The sequence below is a fragment of the Chryseobacterium taiwanense genome, assembly GCF_000813825.1.
Taxonomy (GTDB): Bacteria; Bacteroidota; Bacteroidia; order Flavobacteriales; family Weeksellaceae; genus Chryseobacterium; species Chryseobacterium taiwanense.
In genome coordinates this window covers 170876-194519 of the sequence record NZ_JWTA01000015.1, presented here as the reverse complement: position 1 = coordinate 194519, position 23644 = coordinate 170876, and the positions used below count along the sequence as shown (strand labels likewise).

The following is a 23644-nucleotide window of genomic DNA, read 5'->3' as shown; positions in this document are numbered from 1 at the left end:
TGCGGACATTTAAATTTTATCTCTGTAAAATAATTACCTATTAGTCTGCTTTCAAAAAATAGACTGATAAGTTAAAAAAAAGAAATAATTGTCAATAAATATGAAACTATTAGAAGGAAAAGTAGCGCTAATTACGGGAGCTACAAGAGGAATCGGAAGAGGAATCGCTGAAAAATTTGCTCAACAAGGGGCAAAAGTTGCATTCACTTACGCCGGTTCTGTAGACAAAGCGAAAGAATTAGAAGAAACTTTAAGTTCTGTAACTCAAATTAAAGGGTATCAGTCTGATGCATCGGATTTTGATGCGGCTCAAACATTAATAGACGAAGTAATAGCTGAGTTCGGACAAATTGATATTCTGATCAACAATGCAGGTATTACCAGAGACAACCTATTATTAAGAATGTCTAAGGACGATTGGGATACTATTATCAAAGTAAACTTGGACTCTGTTTTCAACCTTACAAAAGCGGTGATCAAACCAATGATGAAGGCAAGATCAGGATCTATCATTAATATGACTTCTGTAGTAGGAATCAGTGGGAATGCAGGACAGGCAAATTATGCAGCTTCTAAAGCAGGAGTGATAGGATTTACAAAATCAGTTGCATTAGAATTAGGATCAAGAAACATTCGTTGTAATGCTATTGCTCCAGGATTTATCGCTACTGAAATGACTGCAGCTCTGGATGAAAAAGCAACTCAGAAATGGAACGAAGCAATTCCTATGAAGAAATTAGGAAAGCCGGAAGATATTGCAAATGCTTGTGTTTTCTTAGGAAGCGAAATGTCTTCTTACATTACAGGACAAACATTGAATGTTGACGGTGGATTGCTTACTTAATACATAAAAAGCATAAAAAGACAAGTATTTTGTCCTTTTTTACAAAAAAATACCTCATTTGAGGTATTTTTTTGTGTATATCATAAAGGTACCTTTGTCCTAAACTAAAGCCAAAAAAACTAATATCATGAGAATCTTTTTCTTTTATTATCAGTTAGTTAGAAGTAGGCAGTAATTAATAACTCTACTTTTCGAAAGCATTAATTAAAAACTTGGTTTTCCTGCTCTTGAACTCGGATGAAAGTTGTTCTTTTAGACAGTTCTTTTAAAGTAGATGCACCTACATAAGTACAAGTAGAGCGAACTCCCCCCAAAATATCCTTTACGGTCTCAGAAACCGGACCTTTATAAGCCACTTTTACAGTTTTTCCTTCAGAAGCGCGATACTCTGCGACACCACCTGAATGCTTATCCATGGCCGTTTTAGAACTCATTCCGTAAAATAATCTGAATTTTTTACCGTTTTCTTCCACGATTTCACCGCCACTTTCATCGTGTCCGGCAAACATTCCTCCGAGCATGACAAAATCTGCTCCGCCACCAAAAGCTTTGGCTACATCTCCGGGAACTTTACAGCCTCCATCTGCAATGATATGACCTTTCAGACCATGTGCTGCGTCTGCACATTCTATAATGGCTGAAAGCTGAGGATAACCGACTCCCGTTTTTACACGCGTCGTACATACAGAACCGGGTCCGATTCCTACTTTTATAATATCTGCACCGGCCAATAAAAGCTCTTCTACCATTTCTCCGGTTACTACATTTCCTGCCATAATGATCTTATCAGGAAAATTAGCCCTTGCTTTCTTCACAAATTGAACGAAATGCTCAGAATAACCATTGGCTACATCTATGCAGAGAAATTCGATTTTTGGGTGCTTTTCGAGGATCATTTTTATTTTTTCTTCATCGGCTTTTCCGGTTCCGGTACTTAGTGCGATATATTGATAAATTTCTTCTGGTTGGTTATTCAGGAAATGAGTCCATTCTTCAGGAGTATAATGCTTATGAATGGCAGTGATGATTTTATCTTTTGCCAGTTCCACGGCCATTTCAAAAGTTCCCACCGTATCCATATTGGCTGCAATAACGGGGGTTCCTTTCCATTTCTTTTGGGTATGTCTGAAAGTAAATTCTCTTTCTAAATCAACTTCTGAACGGGATTTTAACGTAGAACGTTTCGGACGAAACATTACGTCTTTAAAACCCAGCTTTATATCATATTCTATTCTCATAATTTGGAAAATTATTTTACTTAAAATTAGGAAAAAGATTGATTTGAAATTTGATTTAAAAAGATTTTATAAATAATTTATGAGTTAATTTTCTTTTGTCTTGAAACAAAACAAAAGTTCAAGACTTGGAAACTTTCGCTAAAAAATTAATTCTGTTCTCTAAAAATTCTAAAACTCGCGTGAATTCAGTATTTGTTCTTCGGTTTAAATTTTGTCTCACGCTCAAACAGTAGAATTTTTTAATGTTCACAGAGTTAATTTTCTTGATGCTACATTTTCCTAAGTCATTTTTGTGTCAAGATTTACAGAATCATCTGTGAAGATTTGTGAAAATCTGTGGGAAATAAAAGAAGAATTGACAATAGAAAAAGTATTAAAATTTTAATTAAAAACAATATTTTTGAAACCATGGATTTTCCTGTTACCTTTCACATTTTCGGTAAAACGATTCTTGCGCATCCCGTGTTTGAAACACTGGGTATTTTCATCGGAATGCGGTTTTATTTCTATTCAAAGCGAAAATCAAAAGAAAAAGTATCATTCAATACTTCCGCAGCGGTGTTGATTGGTGCAACAGCAGGAGCTTTGTTGGGTTCAAAACTGATAGGAAACCTCGAAAATCCTTACAAACTCTTCGAACATTTTGATTTGAAAACATTCTGGACCAATAATACAATTGTAGGGGGACTTGCTTTTGGTTTAATGGGAGTAGAATTGGCTAAAAAAATTGTCGGACATAAAGAAAGTACGGGAGATTTGATTGTTTTTCCTTTGATGTTGGCTATGATTATCGGAAGAATCGGATGTTTTCTGACAGGAATTCACGAAGAAACCTACGGATTACCGACAGAATCTATTTTCGGAATGCATCTTGGAGATTCTTATCTGAGACATCCTGTTGCATTGTATGAAATTGCTTTTTTAATTGTTCTTTGGATCGCTTTAAAAAAGATTCAGAGGAAAGAAAAACATCCTTCGGGTTTTGTTTTTCAAGTGTTTATGTTGAGTTATTTCACATTCAGGTTTTTGTTGGATTTTATTAAACCGAGGTTAGAACTTATCGGAAATTTAGGAACCATTCAGTTGGTATGTGTAGGTGTAATTATTTATTATATTTTTAAAATCAGAAAAACAAAAACCGTAATTTCACATTAAAATTCACCATATGAAAACTTTAACATTACTGGAAGTAGGAAGTTTGGAAGGAGTGGTCATCATGATTATTGGGATCATAATTCTTGTAGCACTTTCTGTTTCATTTATGATCACCACTTTTGTGAAGTTAATTTATGAATCAAAGGACAGCAGAAAGTTTTCCAAAAAACAATTTTGGCAGACAATGCTTATCTGTCTGCTTCTTTGTGGTTTGGTGAGTGGTGCTATTTGTGGTGGTGGACTTTAATTCGATATTATGCCAGTAAGAAACTATACGTATTACGATTATACAATCAGTCTTTGTCCGGAATGTCTGAAAAGAGTAGGTGCAAAGATTATCATTGAAGATGAAGCTGTTTTCATGACGAAAAGATGTCCTGATCACGGTTTTTTCAAAACCAAAATTGCTTCCGATGTTCAGTACTATAAAAACATCAGAAACTACAATAAAGCCTCTGAAATGCCTGTACATTTTGGAACAGATGTAGAATACGGATGTCCTTATGATTGCGGTTTGTGCGTAGATCATGAGCAGCACAGCTGTCTTTCTATTGTGGAAGTGACAGATCGATGCAATCTCACCTGTCCGACCTGTTATGCAATGTCTTCGCCTCACTATGGAAGTCACAGAAGTCTGGAAGAGATTGAAGCGATGTTTGATATCATTGTAAAAAATGAAGGCGAACCGGATGTGGTACAGATCAGTGGAGGCGAACCTACGATTCATCCTGAGTTTTTCAAAATAATGGATATTGCCAAGTCAAAACCTATAAAACATTTAATGTTGAACACCAATGGAGTTCGAATTGCTAACGATCCGGGTTTTGCAGAGAAATTGGCTACGTATGCTCCCGAATTTGAAATTTATCTTCAGTTTGATTCTCTTAAACCTGAAGTATTACAGGATTTTAGAGGTAAAGATTTGACAGATGTGAGAATGAAGGCTTTGGAGAAATTAAATGCTTTAAATCTCTCTACAACGCTTGTAATCGTTCTTCAGAAAGATAAAAATATAGATGAAATCGGAAAGATCATTGAGTTTGCTTTAAAACAAAAATGTGTCCGTGGAATTACTTTTCAGCCTGTTGAAATTGCAGGAAGAAACAGAGAAGATTCTGCTCACGAAAAAATCACATTGACGGAGGTAAGACAGGAAATTCTGAACCAGTTTCCTTTATTGAATTCAGATGATATTATTCCTGTTCCGTGTAATCCGGATGCTTTGGCAATGGGATATATTTTAAAACTGGAAGGAGAAACGATTCCTTTAACACGATATATTAATCCTGCAGATCTGCTGAATAATGAAACCCGAAATACCATTGTCTATGAACAGGATACCGGGCTGCAGATGCAGCTTTTAGATATCTTCAGTACTGGAATTTCCGTAGATAAAGTGCAACCTAAAGTAAATCAGTTATTGTGTTGTCTTCCTGAAGTTTCCGCTCCGAACTTGGATTATGATAATCTGTTCAGGATTATTATTATGAACTTTATGGATGCTCATGATTTTGATGTTCGCGCAGTAAAGAAATCTTGCGTTCACATCGTAAATAAAGATTTAAAATTAATTCCTTTTGAAACGATGAATCTTTTCTACAGAGATGATAAAAGCAAATATTTGGAAGAATTGAGAAAAGAGGATAGGGTTTTATTTTAAGAAAAAATGATGAAAATGAAACAAGAAATAAGATCAAAAATCAACATTGAATCCTTTTTGATTATTTATTCTTTAACTTTTATGATGTCAATTGTTTTTTCTGCAATTCTGTTTAATAATATCAAAGATCTGCAAAATGAATTCAGTATTTTATTGATACTTAAAAGTTTTTTTATAATTATTGGTTTGATAGTTATTTGGCTATTTTTTATAAATATTCATACAAAGATTTTAATCACAAAAAACAATATTATAATTAAAAAGTTTTTCAAAACAGAACGTTATAATTTTGAAGATTTGAATTTTTACTTTGAAAGAATAGAGCACTCAAAATTAAAAGATTATAAAGGCTTGTTTATTGTAAGAGAAGATGAAGTAATTGCAAGAATTTCAAGTTTCAATTACTCAAATTATGAAGAAATAAAAGAAAATATAAAGTTAGATGAATGTAAAAATGTAGGATTTTCTATTGTAGATGCTATGGCAATCGTGTTTGGGCAGACTATTAGAATTCCAAATAAAAAATCTAAAACAGAAAAAATAAGGCGTAAATAATTTTACGCCTTTATATTTTAATCAAAATTCATTACCTCACTCAAAGTATTCATATACTCGTAAGCGGTTAAATCAAATTTTACCGGAACAATAGAAATATATCCGTTGGCTAAAGCTGTTTCATCAGCATCCGGAGATTCATCCATATTGTTGAAATAACCTGTTAACCAGTAATATTTTTTACCATGCGGATTGATTCTTTCATCGAAACTTTCTTCCCATTTTGCATGAGCTTGTTTGCAAACTTTTACGCCTTTTATTTCTTCTTTTAAAAGCTTCGGGATGTTTACATTTAAAACAATTCCTCTTGGCATTGGGTTTTCCAACGTCTTTTTAACGATACTTTGAATATATTCTTTAGCTTGTGTAAAATCAGCTTCCCAGCTGAAATCCAATAAAGAGAATCCTATTGCAGGAAGGTTTTCTACACCGGCTTCAACAGCTGCAGACATTGTTCCTGAATAAATTACGTTAATTGAAGAATTGGCTCCGTGATTGATTCCTGAAACAACAATATCCGGTCTTCTTGGTAAGATTTTATCAAGAGCCATTTTCACGCAGTCTACGGGAGTTCCGCTACAAGAAAAATCTCTTTGAGGCCCATCTAATTGTACTTCTTCGTAGCTTAATGTAGAATTAATGGTAATGGCATGCCCTTTTCCACTTTGAGGAGAATTGGGAGCTACAACAACTACTTCTCCGATTTCGTTCATAAAGCTTACAAGATTTCTGATACCAGGTGCTGTAATTCCATCATCATTAGTAACCAGAATAAGTGGTCTTTCCATAAAAAAAATATAATTTTAACAAAAATACTTAAAAGTATTCGATATTTATAAATAAGGTGCTAAATTTGATAGTTTGTAACAGAAATTTAATTGTTACTACTAATTAACTATACTATTTTAAAAAAATTAATAAAAACAGACAGTTTATGTGGAAAAATTTTAAGCTGAATAAATTTTTACTCCTAATTCCATTAACAAGTCTAATGTTTTGCTTCAATTCGCCTAAAAATGATGATGAGAAAATGCAGACGATAATGGTGAGTGTAAAAAACACCCTATCTTACTTACATTACAGTCCAAAACCTATTAATGATGCGTATTCCAAAGATGTATACAAGCATTATTTCGAAATGATCGATCCGGCAAAAAGATATTTCCTGCAGTCGGATATGGATGAGTTTGGGAAACATGAAACGAAGTTGGATGATTATCTGAACCAAGGAGATTTGACGTTCTATAAACTTACGGTGGACAGATTGTATCAAAGAGTGGATGAGATCGATAAAATCACTCAGGATATTTTCAGTAAACCTATCAATCTTGAAGAGGACGAAACGCTTACTCTTGAGCCAAAATTAAAGAAAGTACCGGCTAATAAGCAGGAGCAGTATAATGAATGGAAGAAATTCATCAAATACAATATCCTTCAGGAAGTTGAATCGATGAACAGCAAAGAAGAAGCTCAGAAAGAAAAGAAAGATTCTGTTCAGAAATACAATTTAAAAGATACCATCAAATACAAGCCTCTTTCTCCAGAAATGAAAATCAAGCAGGCAACAGATGAAGTGAAAGATCTTGTAAAAGAAACCTTTACGAGATTTAAGAAGAGAAAGAAAATGGATTGGTTCTCTGTATACATGAATGCTTATACAGAAGTTTTTGATCCGCATACCAACTATTATTCTCCAAAAGATAAAGAAGATTTTGATACTAACTTTACAGGAAAAGTAATTGGAATCGGAGCAATTATTCAGGAGAAAAAAGGAAATCTTTATTTAGGTGCTCTTACGATTGGAGCTCCGGCTTGGAAATCAAAACAGCTTTCAGAAGGAGATAAGATCCTTAAAGTAAAATCAAAACCGAAAGAAGATGCAGTAAATGTGGTAGGAATGCTTTCTGATGAAGCCGTAAGACTGATCAGAGGTGAAAAAGGAACTCCGGTTACTTTAACGGTTCAGAAGAAAGACGGAACGATAAAAGATGTTACGATGATCCGTGAAGAAGTAGCTATAGAAGATACTTTTGCAAGAAGTATTGTAGTAAATGCTCCGAACGGTAAAAAATATGGTTTCATTAACCTGCCAAGCTTCAACGCTGATTTTGAAAATGAGAAAGGAAGAAATGCTTCTGACGATATCAAAAACGAAATTATCAAACTTAAAGAACAAAACATCGAAGGAATTGTTTTAGACTTAAGAAATAACGGTGGAGGATCGTTAACGGAAGTTGGAGATATTATGGGACTGTTTATGAATGCAGGTCCATATGTTCAGGTAAAAGACGGAAACGGAAAAATCCAGACGCTTAAAAATAAGAACGAAACTCCGATTTGGACAGGTTCATTGGTGATTATGCAAAATGAGCTTTCAGCTTCAGCTTCAGAAATCCTTGCGGGTGTAATGCAGGATAACGGAAGAGCTTTGGTAATCGGATCTCCACAATCATTCGGAAAAGGAACCGTTCAGACTTTTGTAGACTTGAACAGATTCTTAAATACAGAAGATGATTTCGGATCTTTAAAACTGACGATTCAGAAGTTCTATAGAATTACCGGAGAATCAACCCAAAGAAAAGGAGTGGTTTCAGATATTCAGATGAAAGACTTCTTTACCTATGCAGAAATAGGAGAGAGATATGATGATTATGCTTTAGCTTGGGATAAAATTCCTGCTACAAAATTCGAAAAACTGAATTATTTCAATATTCAGGCTTTGGAAAAAGCAAGTTCAGCAAGAATGGCAAAAAATTCAAACTATCAGTTATTGATTGAATCTGCACAATGGAGAGAGCAATTGGATAAAGAAGAAACAATTACATTGAATATCAATAAATTTAATGAATTGATGAAGCAGAGAAAAGCTCAGATCGAGAAGTTCAAAGTGCTTACGAAATTCGATAACGGACTTAAATTTTCAATGTTCCCTGCAGAAGTTGAAAGAGAGAAGAAAGATGAAGCCTTCAAGAAAAAATCTGAAATGTGGGTGAAGAACCTTAGAAAAGATACTTACCTTCAAGAAGCGATGAACATTCTCGCAGACATGAATGTGAAACAATAAAAAAATAGCCGCTAATTTCTTAGCGGCTATTTTTTTGTAATCGTGGTTTGATATTATTTAATCTCTACACATCCCACTCTTCCTCCTGCATTTCCTGTAGGCTGAGTATGGAAATCATCAGCTGCAGCATGGATGATAAGACCTTTCCCGATGATATTTTTAGATTCGTCTGTACATCCTAGACACCATTTATCAGTTTTGAAAGTAAGCGTAGCCACTCCGTCCTGATTAGCCGTCAAATTTCCAATATCTCCCATGTGGAAGTGTTCAGCTCCCCACTTACCGTGATCGTTCTTAGAAGGGTTCCAATGTCCTCCTGTAGAAGTTCCGTCAGCTGCAGAGCAGTCTCCTTTTTCATGAATGTGTACCGCATGTATTCCCGGAGTAAGGTTTTTTACATCCAGTTTCATCGTCACTTCATCTTTTTTCTGAGTAAACTTTGCAGTCCCTTCCGTCTGTGTTCCACTTTTAGGGTTTACGGTGAACGTTTTTGTAGTACAGCACGACGCTGCCAAAAATGCACTCCCTATCAATAATGACATTGTTTGTATTTTCATTGTAAATGATTTTGTGATAAAATTAAAAAAGATTTACCAAAGCAATCTACGATTACAGTCCTTTTTTACCATTCAGAAACGAAATTTAACAACTCGGTAAGAAAAAAACAGAAGAAGAGAATTTTGATATTATTTTTGAACCGAAAATAAAAAACATGAAAACTCAAGTAAAAAAAATATTTATTCTGACAGCTTTTCTTTCATTTATACTACATTTTTCCCAGGTAAAAATATCAGGGAAAGTAAGCTTTAAAAATAAAGGAATTAAAGAGGTAAATGTTACTTTAAAGGATACATACGATGGTGCCACAACCGACGCGGAAGGTAATTTCTCTTTTGAAACTTCAGAAAAAGGAGATCATATGTTGAGTTTTACTCATCCCAAATATATTGAAGTCAATAAGAATATTACGATTGGCGATCAGAATGTAGTGATGAATGCAGATTTAAAGGAACAGATCAATGAAATAGATGCCGTTGTTGTTTCTGCAGGATCTATTGAGGCAAGTGATAAAAAAAGAGCAACGGCGCTTTTAACTCCTATTGATATTTATACCACTGCAGGAGCAGACGGACAGATTTCTTCAGCGTTAAATTACCTTCCGGGAGTTCAGAAAGTAGGAGAGTCGGAAGGATTATTTATTCGTGGAGGAACAGGAACGGAGTCAAAAATTTTCATGGACGGAAGTTTAATCAACAATTATTTTTCCAACTCAGTACCGGGAATTGCTGGAAGAGATCAGTTCAATACTTCACTTTTTAAAGGAAATGTATTTTCCAGCGGAGGATATTCTGCGTTATACGGACAGGCCCTTTCTGGAGCATTAATGCTGGAAAGTGTAGATCTTCCCGATCAGAGTTCTTATGATTTCGGAATTTCACCCATCTTTTTAAATGCAGGTTTTCAAAAACTAGACGATAAAAAAACGTATTCTTATGGCGCAAGTGCAGGATATTCTTTATTAAGCCTAATGCAGAAAGTCTTTGATTTCAATACCGATTTTATTGATGCACCACAAGGTTTCAATGGAGATGCTAATTTCAGGATTAAAACCAAATCCGGCGGACTTTTCAAATATTACGGAATGTACAATACCAATAAAATGGGGGTGAAAACAGAAAGTCTTGAACCTGAATATGATTTTGCGCTGGTTCGTTTAAAAGGAAAAAATACCTATCACAATTTATCTTTCAAACAAAAATTCGGAAAATATCTGTTGAACGTTGGAACGTCTTATTCATTTAACAGATCTGATCTTAATTTTTCAACAGAAACAAATAACCTTGAATCAGAAAAAACGCAGATTTTAAATGACGGAAATTATATCAACCTTAAAGCTGTTTTAGAAAGAAAAATTAATAAAATAAGTGCATTAAGAGGAGGTTTTGAACTGAATAATGCCAGTGAACAGCTGAATTTTCAGGAAATTCAAAAAAACTATCAGGATTTGATCTCAGCAGCTTTTGTAGAAACAGATTTAGGATTCAGTAATCAACTTTCTGCAAAAATTGGAGTTAGAGGAGAATATTCTTCTTTCTTAGGCAAAGCAAATGTTGCTCCCCGCTTTGCAATTGCTTACCGTTTAGCAAAGGATTGGACGACTTCTCTTGCTTATGGTCTATTTTACCAAAATCCGGAAAGTAAATACATCAATTCACCTTCAAATCTTGATTTTCAGCAGTCGCAGCATTATATTTTCCAGATTCAGAGAGCATCTGAAGGAAGAAGTTTAAGACTGGAAGCTTTTTATAAAAAATATGACGAACTGGTTAAAGTACAGAATATCGGAGAAATAAACGGACAATATCAAACTGTTCAGACGGCTGTAAACAATAATGGATATGGTTTTGCAAAAGGACTGGAGCTTTTTTGGAGAGATAAGAAAACATTCAAAAATATCGACTATTGGGTGAGCTATTCTTATCTGGATTCTAAAAGGGATTTTATGAACTATCCGATGAGTCTGAAACCGAATTTTGCATCAGAACATACCGTTTCAGTCGTAGCGAAGAGGTTTTTCCCGGAACTGAAATTTGGGACGAATCTTTCCTACAGCTATTCCAAAGGAAGACCTTATTATGACATTGCTACAAAATCGGTAAATGGGGAAGATGTTAATTTTATTCGAAATGAAGGACGATTAAAAGATTATAGCGCACTAAATTTCAGCTTTAACTATCTTCCGAACCTAGGTAAAAAAGATGCAAAAGCATTTACAGTTCTTGTACTGAGTGTTTCAAACGTGTTGGGCTCAAAAAATATCTATGGATATAACTTTTCCCGAAACGGAAATCAAAGTTCGGCAGTTGTTCCTCCTGTGAATACATTTGTCTTTGTGGGAGCATTCATTAGCTTTGGAGTAGACAGAACACAAGATGCTATTAACAATAATCTATAAAAAACAAGTACATTTAAATAAAAAATAATCTATAAAAATTTAGAACCTATGAAAAAATACATTTTAACTGCTGCTTTAAGCTGTGTTAGCTTAATTACTTTTGCTCAGGCTAGTTATGATAAAATTATGACCGAGAAAATCGCTAAACTTGAAACCTGCAAAACTATAGAAGAATTTCAGACATTGGCAAATGATTTTCAAAGAATTGGCGATAAAGAAAAAGGAAAATGGCTTCCGAATTACTACGCCGCATTTTCGTCTATTCAAAAAGGGAGAGTACTGATGAGAGAAGGGAAAATGGATGATCTTGATGAGGTGGCAGATCAGGCACAAAAATTTATTGATATGGCAGGAAGTACAGAAACAAACAATTCTGAAATCCATTTGCTGCAAAAAATGATCTATTCTCTGAAAATGATGGTGAATCCTCAGGAAAGATATATGACATTCGGAATGCAGGCTGCAGGAGAGCTGAAAAAAGCTGAAAGTTTAGATGCATCCAACCCGAGAGTAGCTTTAATAAAAGCAGAAGATGTATATTTTACTCCGGAACAATATGGGGGAAGTAAAGCAAAAGGGCTTGAGCTTTTTAAAGTCGCTTTAGAAAAATACAATGCCTATAAGCCAAAAACGGCTTTAGATCCGAACTGGGGAAAATCTGAAGCAGAATATTTTTTGAGTATGGGAGATAAAAAATAATATCTTGGTCTTCTAGAAAGGGAGACCAAATTTTATATAAACCTGATTTTTGATCAGGAAAATTCTGAATATGAGACGTAAAAACATCATAACGTTATTTTGGGTATCATTGGCTACTTCAATGTTCTTCTTCTTTGTATTTACAGATGAGAAAAATATTGAAAACTTTGTACACACCATTCTTATTTCATTTATCTATTCCTTTGTTTTGGGCGTAGGAAACGGGCTGATTAACGATTTTCTTAATAAAAGGTTTCCTTGGTCTGAAGCCACCACAAAACGAGCAGCTATCAGTATTATTTCGATTCTGATTGCCAATATTATTTTGGTGTATTTCTGTAACTATTTAAACTTTGTGGTTATACAGAAGGCGGCTACAGTAGAAGAATACTTTTCTGGGAAATATAATTTTATCAATTGGTTTACCATCAATGTAGCGCTTTTAATTTCGGCATTCCTCCATGCAAGAGGTTTTATGGAAGAGCTGAAAAAGACCTCCAAAAAAGAAGTCGTAGAACAAAAGTTGATAGCCAAATCAGCAAATGCCCAGTTTGAAAGTCTTAAAAATCAGTTAGACCCCCATTTTTTATTCAATTCCCTGAATGTTTTAAGCTCCTTAATTGATGAGAATCCGAAACAGGCGCAGAAATTTACCGCTTCAATGTCAAAAATTTACCGATATGTTTTGGAGCAGAAAGACAAAGAATTAGTTACCGTAGAAGACGAAATTGAATTTGCAAAAACCTATTGTGACCTTTTAAAAACAAGATTTGAGGACAGCGTAGACTTTGAATTTGATATTAAAAATGAAGACTTAAGACAATTGGTCGTTCCGCTTTCCTTACAGTTACTTTTGGAAAACTGTATCAAGCACAATTTTGCCACTTCTTCAAAACCTTTGGTGATCAAAGTATTTTCAGAAAACGATACACTTTGTATTGAAAACAATCTTCAGGTAAGAGAACAGATGAAAGAAAGCGCGGGGATAGGATTGGCCAATATTGTTCAGCGATATTCTTTGCTGACGAAACGAAATGTTTTTATTGAAAAATCGGAGGATTATTTTAAAGTTAAACTTCCGATGTTGTCTAGTAAACCTAGTATAGTCAGTATAAAAAGTGAATCTGAAGACAAAGCCTACGAAAAAGCTCAAAAGAGAGTAAAAGAGATTAAAAGTTTCTACGGAAATTTTTTCTCATACATCATTGTAATTACATTCCTTGCTATTCTTAACCTTATAACTTCTCCTAAACACTTATGGTTTTACTGGCCGATGTTAGGATGGGGAATCGGGATTGTAGCCCATGCAATAAGTGTTTTCTCAATTGGAAGAACTTGGGAAGAGAAAAAAATACGGGAAATATTAGAAAAACAAGATCAACACAAAAACCGATAAAGATGATTAATATAGATGAAAACGATATCCGCTATAAAGAAGCGGAGAAACGGGTAAAAAAGATCAAAGGATTTTATATCCACCTCATGGTATATTGTTTTACGAATTTTTTTGTCATTGCCCTTGAGTTTTTTGATACTGATGATAAAGAACAATGGAGCTGGAATATGCTTCAGTTGCCAGTGTTTTGGGGAATTGGTCTCGCTGCACACGGATTAAGCGTTTTTTTACCGCCTTTTGTGCTTGGAAAACGCTGGGAAGAGAAAAAAATAAAAGAACTCATGGATAAAGAAAAATAACATGAAAGAGCTTACGGTCATATTTTATATTTCGATGGCAATTTGGTTTCTAAGTGAGTTGTACTACAAAAAAGTATTTACATCCGCTCAGAACGCTAAGAAGAAAGATAAATCGACATTAAATGTTTTATGGATCGTTATTATTCCGTCGATATCTCTTGCCATATTCATTTCAGACGTGTCGAGATTTCCCATCAGTAAAGGAGAATGGATCTTTTTTCTCGGTGAGAGTTGTATTGCGATCGGAATTCTTTTCAGATGGATTATTATCAGATCTTTAGGTAAATATTTTACGGTAGATGTGAGTATCCGGGAAGATCATAAAATTAAGAAAGAAGGCTTTTACAAATACATGAGACATCCTTCTTATACATTCGCACTGCTTACTTTTGTAGGATTAGGTTTGTTTCTGAACAACTGGATTTCATTTGCCGTAGCTTTTATTCCTCCGTTTTTAGCATTCAATTATAGGATTAAAGTAGAAGAACAGGCTTTGATTGAACAGTTTGGAGACGAATATATTCAATACAGAAAAGAAACAAAAAGGTTAATTCCCTTTATTTATTAAGGCAAAATAAATCATAAACAGATTATAAGTAAAATCCCGATTCTCCATTGAGTCGGGATTTTTACAATTCAGGAACCATTTTCTACGGTTCGGTAAGATAAAATTGATTTGAGGCTCTTGGCAGAACTACATTTGTATCAACAAAAACAAACAGTTAAACCTTTTAAAAATTATAATTATGGAAAATTTATCTTATCAAAAAGAAGTATTGGCTTACGAAAAAGCATCAAAAAGAGTGAAAGATCTTAAAAGTTTCTACGGAAATCTTAGTTCTTACTGTCTTGTGATTCCTTTCCTGTTTATTTTAAATATTATCACTTCACCTGAACATTTATGGTTTTACTGGCCAATGTTAGGTTGGGGAATCGGACTTTTAGCTCATGCTGTAAACACTTTCGGAATCGGAAAAGATTGGGAAGAAAGAAAGATCAAACAACTGATGGAAGAAGAAAAAAGCAGAACAAAAACACTTTAATTAAAAAATAATAACCAACTAAAAATTAATACAATGGATTACAATCAAGCACAACAAAGAGTAAGCGACCTTAAAAAATTCTATAAAAACCTTCTATGGTTCGGAATCGTTGCCTTTATCATTTACTTTGACGATATTTTTGAAAAAGGAATCTTACATTTTTCAGAGTGGAACGGATCAATTATTTTAATGATTTGGGGAATTATTTTAACCGTAAAGGCAGTGAAATTATTCCTATTAGATTCTCAGTGGGAAAAAAATGTGATCGAAAAAGAAATGAGAAAATCAAAAGAACCGATTAAGTTTTAAAAACCAGTATTTTTAACTACTTTTATTTCAAAATTTTAAAACGTAATCAGGAACACAATGATCAAAACAGTGATTATCGAAGACGAAAAACCGGCTTCAAGGAAATTAGAAAGAATGCTTAATGAATTTCCTGAAATTGAATTGGTTGGGAAAATAGAATCCGTAGAAGAAGGGGTTCAATGGTTTTCAGAAAACGAGCATCCGCAGCTTATATTTTCGGATATTGTTTTAGGAGACGGTTTATCGTTCGATATTTTTGAAAAAGTTCCCACTAAGGGTTTTATTATCTATACCACAGCTTTTGATCAGTACACCTTAAAAGCCTTCAAACTAAACAGTATTGATTATCTTTTGAAGCCTATTTTAGACGAAGATCTGGGAGGAGCGATTGAAAAATATAAATCATTTATTCCTTCAGATAGCTCTGTCAATTCACAAGAAATTAAGCAGTTAATTAAAAAAGAAAAGACAACGCTTTCCAGGATTTTAGTAAAGATTGGATACAACCTGAAAATTGTACAGACCCAGGAAATAAGCTGTTTTTTCAGTGAAAATAAAATTGTTTATCTGCAGACTCAGGAGCGATCTTTTCCGTCAGATTTTACATTGGATGAGCTGGAAGAAACTCTTGATGAGAAAAAATTCTTTCGGGTAAACCGACAGTTTATTATCAATTCCGATTACATTAAAAACATTCATACTTCCCCAAACTATAAAGTAGAGCTGGAGTTTCAGCCGCAGGAAGAGATTACCGTAAGTCGTGACCGTGTAAAAGATTTCAAAGACTGGTTAGTAAGCTGATGCAGAATAAATATTTAATAAATAACTATTTGTAATCTATTCGGTTAGCTTCCGTATCTTCAAGCTGTTTTATAATGGATTTCGGAATCTCATTACTGTCAATAGGGAAGCTTATCGAATCGGGAATGAAGTTTTTTCTGTCTGCTTTTTGGAATATTTCAAACAGAGCAATAGGCTCTTGATTAAAACTAATACATGTACTTATAAAATGCAACTCATGGAGCTTATATTCTGGATTCTTCAGCTTTTCATTGATGTCTTTTATTCTTGAAATAAAATGTCTTTGACGGATGAATGTATTGCTGTTCATGATGATGAAAACATAATCTGAATAGGCGGTTACTTTCCCGAAATATTTGTGGTGATCTCCTCCGCTTCTTTCAACAAAATATTCGCCCGAAGTTTCAGATTTATAGATTTCCACTGCAGAACGCCAGATTCGGTCTTCTTTTGCCTGTAAAGGGTTTTCCGGAAGATTTCTGTTATAAGAATACCAACAGCCGACTAATTTATCAAGTACTTCTGCATTCTGCTTTACATTGTTCATGTCAATTCTGAGATCATTAAAATTAAATGCCTCCGTATTTGAATTAATAAAATCAATGTAATTTGAATATCCTAATGCTTTGACAATCAGACTTAATTTTGCCAGATTCGGTTTGCTTAAAATTGCATTTTCATTCTGGTAATACTTTTTTAATTTATTGATAATCAAATGCTCATATAAGTAATTGGCACCCAATATATCTGGTTCCTTTTTGATTTCCTTTTCGGAGTTTTTATGAATAATTAAATCATTCAACTCTGCAACGATGTAAGACCATTCGGTTTTTGAAACGTCTTCCCATTCATTTTTCTTTAAAAAATGCAGGCTTAAGAAATTCATTAATTTCTCTAGATGCAGAATATCTTCTTTTTTCATAAGACTAATTTAAGATTTTTTTAAAACCAAAAAAGATTTTTCCAAGACTTTTATATTTTTCTAATCATAGATATTTGAGTAGAAAATAAATGATAAAACGATGGAAACAAATAGTGTATTACAAACCGATTCTCTTTGGAACAGGATCCAGAAATTCTCAATAGATGATCCGATAGCTGATTTCCCTTTCTCAAAAAAACTGGCAAAAGAAGAAAATTGGACATTAGATTTCACGAACAAAGCAATTGAAGAATATAAGAAATTCGTTTATCTATGCTGTATCTTGCCAAAAGGAGCTTCACCGAGTACAATTGTAGATAAAGTTTGGCATATGCATCTCATGTACACTCAAAATTACTGGGAAGAATTCTGTCCAAATATTCTACAGCAAGAGCTTCATCATCATCCTTCTTCGGGTGGTTTTATAGAAAAAGTAAAGCATGAAAACTGGTTTGAAGATACGTTGAAGAACTATGAAGATACTTTTCAGCAAAAGCCTCCCGAAGAAATCTGGAAACCTGATGAAATAAAGAAAAGAAGATTCCGAAAACTGAAATTTTTATTCTTGGCGATTATCTCTTTAATAATTATCTGTTTTTCTGATAGTTTTATAGAAGTTTTTATCAAAACATTAGTTACGGGATTTCTTTTTCTAATCATCTATTTAATTTCTATTGCTCACGATCCGGGAAAGAAAATGAAAAGTTCTGATGGAAGTGGATGTGGAACAACGGGTTGTGGAAATGGAGGAGGAAGTTGTAGTAGTGGCTGCGGCGGAGGTTGTGGCGGTTGCAGTGGAGGATAATTAAGACGAGACACTATGAAAAAAATACTCATTCACACAGTTCCGATGGCTATCAGTTTTCTATGGCTCCTTATAGTCAATCATACATTCAATCCAATTTCTTTGAGGGGGCCTGATTTTCTCAAATTCTATTTAATGCTGGTCTTCGGATTCTATCTTTCAGTTGTCGCTTTACAAGTATTCAAAGAAAATTTTTCAAAAACAACAGTGTACTTTATGATTTCCATTTTTCTTTTAGGAGTTATAAAACTGATTAAAGGAATTTTATTGGGAAAACCAGTCGGATTTCTGATCATGATTTTAGTAATGGAAATTATTGTAATACTGTTTATTAAATTATCCCATATAAATCAAAAGATGAATTAATTTAAAAATCCGAAACATGACGTTCCGGATTAGCAAATATGTTATAAAATTAAAATTTCTCTTCTTTTTTTTCTTCTGTTTTAAGTCCGTATTTTCTTACCATTGCAGCAGTAATCGCAACTAAAACTGCAGATAGAAAAAGATCAGACTTTTCCGGATGACAGATTTCCTGATAAATATTATAGCCCATAAGTACCGATACTAGAAAAAGTAAAACACTATGAGCTGCTACATATTGATTTTTTGAAATTGAAGTTTTCATATGACTATTTTTATTGTTATTTAATCAGTAAGTATGAAAACTTAAAATTCGTTACAGAAAAATTTCAAAAAAATAAAAAATCACGGAAATACTATTCCCGTGATTTTAAAGTATGACTTTAGCTTAGTTTCTAAAAGAGCGGTTGAAAGCTACTTTTTTACCGTTGTTAAAGTCTTTTCCGTGCTGTTGAGTATATTTAAAATATTGTTCTCTTGTAAGGATTTTTTTAAGACGTATTTCATAATCTCTTTGGCTTAATCTCTCTCTTGAAAGTGCATTGATTTTTCTTTCCTGAGAAGGAGTCAATTTCAATCCTCCAAAATCTTTTTGGTTTTGGTGAAATTCTACCTGGTTATTTCTAAAACCGTCTTGTCTTTGCTGTGCATTTGTAGCGAATGCGATAAATAAACCTACTACTAAAACTAACTTTTTCATAATAATCAAATTTTAAGATTTATATTTTTTTTGTTTTTCTTACTTTAGAATAAACAAGAGATATGCCTGAAATAGTCGCAAATAAAGGCTTATAGAAGTATAAGCCTTTTTTATAGATGAATAATGAAATTTGATCGATGTATGAAAAAATATCGTTTTATGATATAACTCCACTTCCTAAAAGTTCCTCATCATTGTACCATGATGCGAACTGTCCTTCTGCTATTGCAGACTGAGGTTCTTCAAACTCTACATAGAAAGCACTTTCAAACTGGTATAAAGTGGCTTTTTGCAAAGGCTGTCTGTATCTGAATCTGGCCATTACTTCCATAGATTCACCATTTTTCAGTCTCAGATCCTCACGAACCCAATGCAGCTCAGAATTATCAATTTTAAGAGCTTTTTTCAGTAGTCCCGGAAACTGATGTCCTTCTCCTACGAAAAGGATGTTGTTTTCCATGTCTCTGGAGATGATAAAACAGCTTTCTTTGTGTCCGCCGATTCCTAACCCCTTACTTTGTCCGATCGTGAAAAATTGGGCACCTTGATGCTTTCCGATTACTTTTCCGTCCGTTTTTTTATAATTAATTTTTTGACATAGATATTCAAGTTCTTCTTGTTTTGAAGTAAATACAGGAATTTCCTGAGCAAAAAGGGGAGAGTCTTTGAAAATTTCTACGATTTCACCTTCTTTCGGAACCAATTGTTGTTGTAAAAACTGTGGTAAACTTACTTTTCCGATAAAACATAGTCCTTGAGAATCTTTTTTATCCGCTGTTACCAATCCGATTTCCTTAGCGATTTCTCTTACCTGAGGCTTTGTAAGCTCTCCAATCGGAAACAAGGCTTTAGATAATTGATCCTGGCTCAATTGACATAAGAAGTAAGATTGATCTTTATTGTTGTCTTTTCCAGCCAACAAATGAAAAATTTCTTTGCCATTTTCATCAGTGGTTGAATCCACTCTTGCATAATGTCCGGTTGCTACTTTATCTGCACCCAAAGACATTGCTGTTTTCATAAAAACATCAAATTTTACCTCTCTGTTGCACAAAACATCAGGATTCGGAGTTCTTCCTTTCTGATATTCATCGAACATGTAATCAACAATTCTTTCTTTGTAAAGTTCACTCATATCGATTACTTGGAAAGGAATTCCAAGCTTTTGAGCGACCATTAGAGCGTCATTACTGTCTTCAATCCAAGGGCATTCGTCTTCTAACGTTACCGAAGCATCATTCCAGTTTCTCATAAACAAAGCCACGACTTCATGACCTTGCTGTTGCAGCAAATATGCTGTCACACTTGAGTCTACACCTCCGGAGAGGCCTACTACTACTTTCATTGTATTTCAATTTTACGAAACTCTTAACGGGAGTTCTTAGTTTGACGCCGCAAAAATACAACTAAAAAATTCGTAAAAAAACCATAATTTTAAACATCGACAAAAACAATATTAATATGAAAAAGTTTATTATTCCCTTGTTTCTGATGATTTCAGGAACAATATTTTCTCAGGTTTCGGTAGGAACTTCATCACAAAACAACAACCGCTGGACTTTTGGAGGTGGAATTGGCTTTGGCTTTGGAAGTAACAATTACTTTAACCTTTCAGCAGCTCCAAGAGTAGGATACAGGCTTACCAATGATCTCGAAGGCGGAGTTTTAGGGAGCATCTCTTGGCAGAAATCCAATGCATATAGCTCTACTATGCTTGGGGTTGGGCCGTTTCTGAATTATTATATCGCAAGAACTTTTTATCTAAGTGCCAATTACCAACATTATTTCATTAATTATAAAGATAAAATTTACGATTTTAAGGCAAATGAAGATGAAGAAGCATTATATCTAGGTGGAGGATATATGCAGAGAATCGGAAATAATTCTTTTATGCAAATCGGATTAATGTATAATGTTCTTTGGAAAGAAAACTCAAGTATTTTTTCGAGTGGTTTGGTTCCGAATATAGGATTTGTGATTGGACTTTAATTTTTACTTCTCATGGATCTCGCAGGTTTTCACGGATGATTGTGAAGAAAATCTGCGTAATCTGTAAAACCTGTAAGAATAGATTAGACATCTGTGAAAATCTGTGAAATCTGTGGGAGAAAATCTTAATCAAACATATTTAAAACAAAAAAACTCCGAGATTATCTCGGAGTTTTTTAATATGATCAAACTATGTATTTATGATTGAGAAGACTTTTCAGCCGATGATTTTTTCGCTTTTGGTGCTTTTCCGATCAATCCGTCTTTTGCTTCATTAAGATCAAGAATTACAGTTTCTCCTTCACTTAATTGTTTGTTTACAAGCATTTCTGCCAATAAATCTTCAATATACTTCTGGATAGCTCGTTTCAATGGTCTTGCTCCAAAATCTTTATCCCAGCCTTTTTCAGAAATAAAGTCTTTTGCTTCGTCAGTTAATTCAACTTTATATCCTAATTTTTCAAGTCTGCTGTACAATTTACCAAGCTCAAGATCAATGATTTTCTTGATGTCATTTTGCTCAAGAGAGTTGAAGATCACAATATCATCAATTCTGTTTAAGAATTCAGGAGCAAATGCTTTTTTAAGAGCATTTTCGATCGTGCTTCTTGCTCTGGTATCAGAACTTGTTTTCTTAGCAGATGTTCCGAATCCTACACCGTCTCCGAAATCTTTAAGATCTCTTGTTCCGATGTTTGAAGTAAGGATGATAATAGTATTTCTAAAATCAATTTTTCTACCTAAACTGTCGGTAACGTGACCTTCATCTAAGATCTGTAACAAGATATTGAATACATCTGGGTGAGCTTTCTCGATCTCATCCAAAAGAACCACAGCATAAGGTTTTCTTCTTACAGCTTCAGTTAATTGTCCACCTTCTTCGTATCCAACGTATCCCGGAGGCGCACCAACCAATCTTGAAACTGCGAATTTTTCCATATATTCACTCATATCGATTCTGATCAAAGATTCATCAGATTCGAATAATTCTCTTGCCATTACTTTGGCCAACTCAGTTTTACCAACTCCGGTTGTCCCTAAGAAAATGAATGTACCAATCGGGCGGTTCGGATCTTTAAGACCAGCCCTGTTTCTTTGAATTGCTTTCACAACTTTTTTCACAGCGTCTTCCTGACCGATTACTTTTCCATTTAGTTTTTCATCCATCTGAGCTAATTTATCAAGCTCATTCTTACCAACTTTCGTTACCGGAACACCACTCATCATAGAAACTACTTCTGCAACATTTTCTTCTGTTACGGTTTCTTTTTTCTCCTTCACATCTTTGTCCCATTTATCCTGAGCTGAATTCAGTTCCATTTGAAGTCTTTCTTCTTCATCTTTCAACTTTCTGGCTTCAAGATAATCCTGAGCTTTTACAGCTTTCTGCTTCATTTCTTTGATATCCTCGATTTTCTTTTCAAAATCAATGATTTCAGTAGGAACTTTCATGTTTTTAATATAAACACGGGATCCGGCTTCATCCATCGCATCAATTGCTTTGTCCGGTAAGAAACGGTCTGTAATATATCTTGATGTCAAATTGACACACGCCGCAATTGCTTCCGGAGTATAAATTACATTGTGATGCTCTTCATACTTGTCTTTGATCTGATTTAAAATCTGAATGGTTTCATCAATAGAAGTAGGTTCCACCATTACTTTCTGGAATCTTCTTTCTAACGCACCGTCTTTCTCAATATACTGACGGTATTCATCCAAAGTAGTCGCTCCGATGCATTGAATTTCTCCTCTTGCTAAAGCCGGTTTGAACATATTTGATGCATCCAAACTTCCTGTTGAACTTCCTGCACCTACAATAGTGTGAAGCTCATCAATAAATAAGATGACATCTCTGTTTTTTTCCAGTTCGGTCATGATAGCCTTCATTCTTTCTTCAAACTGACCACGGTATTTAGTTCCGGCAACTAAACTTGCCAGATCTAAAGTGATCACTCGTTTTCCGTAAAGAACTCTGGACACTTTTTTCTGTTGAATTCTTAATGCCAAACCTTCCGCAATCGCAGACTTACCAACTCCCGGCTCCCCGATAAGAAGCGGATTGTTTTTCTTTCTACGCGATAAGATCTGAGAAACTCTCTCAATTTCTTTCTCTCGGCCGATTACAGGGTCCAATTTTCCATCTCTTGCCAAAGAAGTTAAGTCTCTACCAAAGTTATCCAAAGTAGGAGTTTTACTTTTTGCAGAACCTAGATTTCCTGTAGGCTTTCTCATTTGCTCAAATTCCTCTCTTTCATCATCATCGTCATAAGCACTCATTTGAGGGGCCTGTCCGGAATTTTTAAGCATTGTTTGATATTCTCTTGAAACACCTTCATAGTCGATATCGTAAGCGCCTAAAATATTTGAAGTAGGGTCTTCATATTTATAAAGAATGCCTAAAAGCAAATGAACGGTATTAATCTCATTGCTCTTATATTGTCTGCATTCTAACTCCGCACGTTTGATAGCGTGATCCGCCATCTTCGTGAAAGAAATATTGGTAACCTCTTCAGAAATAGGATTAAGACTTGCTGTATTTAGAGTTTCAATTTTTCTTCTGATTTGTGTTAAATCCGCATTAAGGTTTTGAAGGATTTCTTTCGCAGAGTTTTCCGTTTTTATAATACCTAAAAGTAGATGTTCTGTATTAAGAAATTCACTTTTTAGCCTTTTAGCTTCGCTTTTGCTTTGTTTGAACACCTGGCTCAAACCTTGTGAAAACTTATAATCCATAATATATCTCATTAGAATAAAAGCAACATTGCCATTTATTCATTATCTAAATTACAAATATTTTACCAAAAATCAATAAATGACTTTATGGCAGAAAAAATTTTATTATC

25 protein-coding genes are annotated in these 23644 nt (G+C 34.2%); 17 read left to right on the top strand and 8 right to left on the bottom strand.

Features of this window, described 5'->3' with window-relative positions:
• The first annotated feature begins 100 nt into the window (after positions 1-100).
• Positions 101-844, top strand: a complete 744-nt coding sequence (fabG, locus tag RM51_RS15575; protein WP_039371605.1) for a 3-oxoacyl-[acyl-carrier-protein] reductase — start codon at positions 101-103, stop codon at positions 842-844.
• Between the two features lie 200 nt (positions 845-1044).
• Here fabG and RM51_RS15570 read toward each other — a convergent pair whose 3' ends face one another.
• A complete protein-coding gene (locus RM51_RS15570) occupies positions 1045-2082 on the bottom strand; it encodes a GMP reductase (RefSeq protein ID WP_039371602.1) in 1038 nt (345 codons plus the stop codon).
• A gap of 408 nt (positions 2083-2490) precedes the next feature.
• On the opposite strand from RM51_RS15570, the gene RM51_RS15565 reads away from it, so the two are divergent.
• Genes RM51_RS15565 through RM51_RS15550 form a run of 4 tightly spaced genes read left to right on the top strand, consistent with a single transcriptional unit; the run spans position 2491 to position 5452 of the window.
• Positions 2491-3237: a prolipoprotein diacylglyceryl transferase gene (locus tag RM51_RS15565; RefSeq protein WP_039372065.1), complete on the top strand. Its 747-nt coding sequence runs from the start codon at positions 2491-2493 to the stop codon at positions 3235-3237.
• A 10-nt stretch (positions 3238-3247) separates the two neighbouring features.
• Entirely contained in the window at positions 3248-3484 is a 237-nt protein-coding gene (locus tag RM51_RS15560) for a hypothetical protein (protein ID WP_185095014.1), read from the top strand.
• A 9-nt stretch (positions 3485-3493) separates the two neighbouring features.
• On the top strand, positions 3494-4897 hold the full coding sequence (locus RM51_RS15555) for a radical SAM protein (RefSeq protein ID WP_039371597.1): 1404 nt from the start codon (positions 3494-3496) through the stop codon (positions 4895-4897).
• A 15-nt stretch (positions 4898-4912) separates the two neighbouring features.
• The gene (locus RM51_RS15550; protein ID WP_131667083.1) at positions 4913-5452 is read left to right on the top strand and encodes a hypothetical protein; all 540 of its coding nucleotides are present in this window, start codon (positions 4913-4915) and stop codon (positions 5450-5452) included.
• 17 nt (positions 5453-5469) lie between these two features.
• On the opposite strand, the gene surE is transcribed toward RM51_RS15550, so the two are convergent.
• A complete protein-coding gene (surE, locus tag RM51_RS15545) occupies positions 5470-6240 on the bottom strand; it encodes a 5'/3'-nucleotidase SurE (protein ID WP_039371591.1) in 771 nt (256 codons plus the stop codon).
• Between the two features lie 146 nt (positions 6241-6386).
• Here surE and RM51_RS15540 point away from each other — a divergent pair, with 146 nt between their 5' ends.
• Positions 6387-8516: a carboxy terminal-processing peptidase gene (locus RM51_RS15540; RefSeq protein ID WP_039371588.1), complete on the top strand. Its 2130-nt coding sequence runs from the start codon at positions 6387-6389 to the stop codon at positions 8514-8516.
• A gap of 53 nt (positions 8517-8569) precedes the next feature.
• On the opposite strand, the gene RM51_RS15535 is transcribed toward RM51_RS15540, so the two are convergent.
• Positions 8570-9073 carry a superoxide dismutase family protein gene (locus RM51_RS15535; RefSeq protein ID WP_081999208.1) on the bottom strand — a complete coding sequence of 168 codons (504 nt, stop codon included), beginning with the start codon at positions 9071-9073 and terminating at the stop codon, positions 8570-8572.
• Between the two features lie 155 nt (positions 9074-9228).
• Here RM51_RS15535 and RM51_RS15530 point away from each other — a divergent pair, with 155 nt between their 5' ends.
• The 8 genes from RM51_RS15530 (at position 9229) to RM51_RS15495 (ending at position 16019) form a co-directional block, all read left to right on the top strand.
• Positions 9229-11472, top strand: coding sequence for a TonB-dependent receptor (locus RM51_RS15530; RefSeq protein ID WP_039371584.1), 2244 nt, complete (start codon positions 9229-9231; stop codon positions 11470-11472).
• 48 nt (positions 11473-11520) lie between these two features.
• The gene (locus tag RM51_RS15525; RefSeq protein ID WP_039371582.1) at positions 11521-12171 is read left to right on the top strand and encodes a hypothetical protein; all 651 of its coding nucleotides are present in this window, start codon (positions 11521-11523) and stop codon (positions 12169-12171) included.
• A gap of 70 nt (positions 12172-12241) precedes the next feature.
• On the top strand, positions 12242-13567 hold the full coding sequence (locus RM51_RS15520; protein ID WP_039371579.1) for a 2TM domain-containing protein: 1326 nt from the start codon (positions 12242-12244) through the stop codon (positions 13565-13567).
• Between the two features lie 2 nt (positions 13568-13569).
• A complete protein-coding gene (locus RM51_RS15515) occupies positions 13570-13866 on the top strand; it encodes a 2TM domain-containing protein (RefSeq protein ID WP_039372061.1) in 297 nt (98 codons plus the stop codon).
• 1 nt (position 13867) lies between these two features.
• Positions 13868-14434, top strand: a complete 567-nt coding sequence (locus RM51_RS15510) for a methyltransferase family protein (RefSeq protein WP_039371575.1) — start codon at positions 13868-13870, stop codon at positions 14432-14434.
• 178 nt (positions 14435-14612) lie between these two features.
• On the top strand, positions 14613-14909 hold the full coding sequence (locus tag RM51_RS15505) for a 2TM domain-containing protein (protein ID WP_039371572.1): 297 nt from the start codon (positions 14613-14615) through the stop codon (positions 14907-14909).
• A 33-nt stretch (positions 14910-14942) separates the two neighbouring features.
• Positions 14943-15218 (top strand): 2TM domain-containing protein, encoded by a 276-nt coding sequence (locus tag RM51_RS15500; RefSeq protein WP_039371569.1) that lies wholly within the window; start codon positions 14943-14945, stop codon positions 15216-15218.
• Between the two features lie 57 nt (positions 15219-15275).
• Positions 15276-16019 (top strand): LytR/AlgR family response regulator transcription factor, encoded by a 744-nt coding sequence (locus RM51_RS15495; protein ID WP_084111168.1) that lies wholly within the window; start codon positions 15276-15278, stop codon positions 16017-16019.
• 25 nt (positions 16020-16044) lie between these two features.
• Here RM51_RS15495 and RM51_RS15490 read toward each other — a convergent pair whose 3' ends face one another.
• Entirely contained in the window at positions 16045-16941 is an 897-nt protein-coding gene (locus RM51_RS15490; RefSeq protein WP_039371566.1) for a hypothetical protein, read from the bottom strand.
• 100 nt (positions 16942-17041) lie between these two features.
• Between RM51_RS15490 and RM51_RS15485 the strand changes: the two genes are divergently transcribed.
• Both RM51_RS15485 and RM51_RS15480 read left to right on the top strand, forming a co-directional pair.
• On the top strand, positions 17042-17746 hold the full coding sequence (locus RM51_RS15485) for a glycine-rich domain-containing protein (protein ID WP_039371563.1): 705 nt from the start codon (positions 17042-17044) through the stop codon (positions 17744-17746).
• Between the two features lie 15 nt (positions 17747-17761).
• A complete protein-coding gene (locus tag RM51_RS15480; protein ID WP_039371559.1) occupies positions 17762-18112 on the top strand; it encodes a hypothetical protein in 351 nt (116 codons plus the stop codon).
• Between the two features lie 49 nt (positions 18113-18161).
• Here the strand turns inward: RM51_RS15480 and RM51_RS15475 are convergent, their stop codons facing one another.
• The 3 genes from RM51_RS15475 to mnmA all read right to left on the bottom strand — a co-directional run bounded on the left by RM51_RS15475 (position 18162) and on the right by mnmA (position 20154).
• The gene (locus tag RM51_RS15475; protein WP_039371556.1) at positions 18162-18374 is read right to left on the bottom strand and encodes a hypothetical protein; all 213 of its coding nucleotides are present in this window, start codon (positions 18372-18374) and stop codon (positions 18162-18164) included.
• 123 nt (positions 18375-18497) lie between these two features.
• The gene (locus RM51_RS15470; RefSeq protein WP_039371553.1) at positions 18498-18809 is read right to left on the bottom strand and encodes a hypothetical protein; all 312 of its coding nucleotides are present in this window, start codon (positions 18807-18809) and stop codon (positions 18498-18500) included.
• A 157-nt stretch (positions 18810-18966) separates the two neighbouring features.
• Complete coding sequence (gene mnmA / locus RM51_RS15465; RefSeq protein WP_039371552.1) at positions 18967-20154, bottom strand: tRNA 2-thiouridine(34) synthase MnmA; 1188 nt, start codon at positions 20152-20154, stop codon at positions 18967-18969.
• Positions 20155-20270: 116 nt separating this feature from the next.
• Between mnmA and RM51_RS15460 the strand changes: the two genes are divergently transcribed.
• Positions 20271-20798, top strand: a complete 528-nt coding sequence (locus tag RM51_RS15460) for a hypothetical protein (protein WP_039371549.1) — start codon at positions 20271-20273, stop codon at positions 20796-20798.
• 198 nt (positions 20799-20996) lie between these two features.
• Here RM51_RS15460 and RM51_RS15455 read toward each other — a convergent pair whose 3' ends face one another.
• The gene (locus tag RM51_RS15455; protein ID WP_039371546.1) at positions 20997-23534 is read right to left on the bottom strand and encodes an ATP-dependent Clp protease ATP-binding subunit; all 2538 of its coding nucleotides are present in this window, start codon (positions 23532-23534) and stop codon (positions 20997-20999) included.
• Between the last annotated feature and the right edge of the window lie 110 nt (positions 23535-23644).

Excerpts from the sequence above, each read along its gene's own strand:
- fabG (WP_039371605.1), top strand. The coding sequence starts at position 101 with ATGAAACTATTAGAAGGAAAAGTAGCGCTAATTACGGGAGCTACAAGA.
- RM51_RS15570 (WP_039371602.1), bottom strand. The coding sequence starts at position 2,082 with ATGAGAATAGAATATGATATAAAGCTGGGTTTTAAAGACGTAATGTTT.
- RM51_RS15565 (WP_039372065.1), top strand. The coding sequence starts at position 2,491 with ATGGATTTTCCTGTTACCTTTCACATTTTCGGTAAAACGATTCTTGCG.
- RM51_RS15560 (WP_185095014.1), top strand. The coding sequence starts at position 3,248 with ATGAAAACTTTAACATTACTGGAAGTAGGAAGTTTGGAAGGAGTGGTC.
- RM51_RS15555 (WP_039371597.1), top strand. The coding sequence starts at position 3,494 with ATGCCAGTAAGAAACTATACGTATTACGATTATACAATCAGTCTTTGT.
- RM51_RS15550 (WP_131667083.1), top strand. The coding sequence starts at position 4,913 with ATGAAACAAGAAATAAGATCAAAAATCAACATTGAATCCTTTTTGATT.
- surE (WP_039371591.1), bottom strand. The coding sequence starts at position 6,240 with ATGGAAAGACCACTTATTCTGGTTACTAATGATGATGGAATTACAGCA.
- RM51_RS15540 (WP_039371588.1), top strand. The coding sequence starts at position 6,387 with ATGTGGAAAAATTTTAAGCTGAATAAATTTTTACTCCTAATTCCATTA.
- RM51_RS15535 (WP_081999208.1), bottom strand. The coding sequence starts at position 9,073 with ATGAAAATACAAACAATGTCATTATTGATAGGGAGTGCATTTTTGGCA.
- RM51_RS15530 (WP_039371584.1), top strand. The coding sequence starts at position 9,229 with ATGAAAACTCAAGTAAAAAAAATATTTATTCTGACAGCTTTTCTTTCA.
- RM51_RS15525 (WP_039371582.1), top strand. The coding sequence starts at position 11,521 with ATGAAAAAATACATTTTAACTGCTGCTTTAAGCTGTGTTAGCTTAATT.
- RM51_RS15520 (WP_039371579.1), top strand. The coding sequence starts at position 12,242 with ATGAGACGTAAAAACATCATAACGTTATTTTGGGTATCATTGGCTACT.
- RM51_RS15515 (WP_039372061.1), top strand. The coding sequence starts at position 13,570 with ATGATTAATATAGATGAAAACGATATCCGCTATAAAGAAGCGGAGAAA.
- RM51_RS15510 (WP_039371575.1), top strand. The coding sequence starts at position 13,868 with ATGAAAGAGCTTACGGTCATATTTTATATTTCGATGGCAATTTGGTTT.
- RM51_RS15505 (WP_039371572.1), top strand. The coding sequence starts at position 14,613 with ATGGAAAATTTATCTTATCAAAAAGAAGTATTGGCTTACGAAAAAGCA.
- RM51_RS15500 (WP_039371569.1), top strand. The coding sequence starts at position 14,943 with ATGGATTACAATCAAGCACAACAAAGAGTAAGCGACCTTAAAAAATTC.
- RM51_RS15495 (WP_084111168.1), top strand. The coding sequence starts at position 15,276 with ATGATCAAAACAGTGATTATCGAAGACGAAAAACCGGCTTCAAGGAAA.
- RM51_RS15490 (WP_039371566.1), bottom strand. The coding sequence starts at position 16,941 with ATGAAAAAAGAAGATATTCTGCATCTAGAGAAATTAATGAATTTCTTA.
- RM51_RS15485 (WP_039371563.1), top strand. The coding sequence starts at position 17,042 with ATGGAAACAAATAGTGTATTACAAACCGATTCTCTTTGGAACAGGATC.
- RM51_RS15480 (WP_039371559.1), top strand. The coding sequence starts at position 17,762 with ATGAAAAAAATACTCATTCACACAGTTCCGATGGCTATCAGTTTTCTA.
- RM51_RS15475 (WP_039371556.1), bottom strand. The coding sequence starts at position 18,374 with ATGAAAACTTCAATTTCAAAAAATCAATATGTAGCAGCTCATAGTGTT.
- RM51_RS15470 (WP_039371553.1), bottom strand. The coding sequence starts at position 18,809 with ATGAAAAAGTTAGTTTTAGTAGTAGGTTTATTTATCGCATTCGCTACA.
- mnmA (WP_039371552.1), bottom strand. The coding sequence starts at position 20,154 with ATGAAAGTAGTAGTAGGCCTCTCCGGAGGTGTAGACTCAAGTGTGACA.
- RM51_RS15460 (WP_039371549.1), top strand. The coding sequence starts at position 20,271 with ATGAAAAAGTTTATTATTCCCTTGTTTCTGATGATTTCAGGAACAATA.
- RM51_RS15455 (WP_039371546.1), bottom strand. The coding sequence starts at position 23,534 with ATGGATTATAAGTTTTCACAAGGTTTGAGCCAGGTGTTCAAACAAAGC.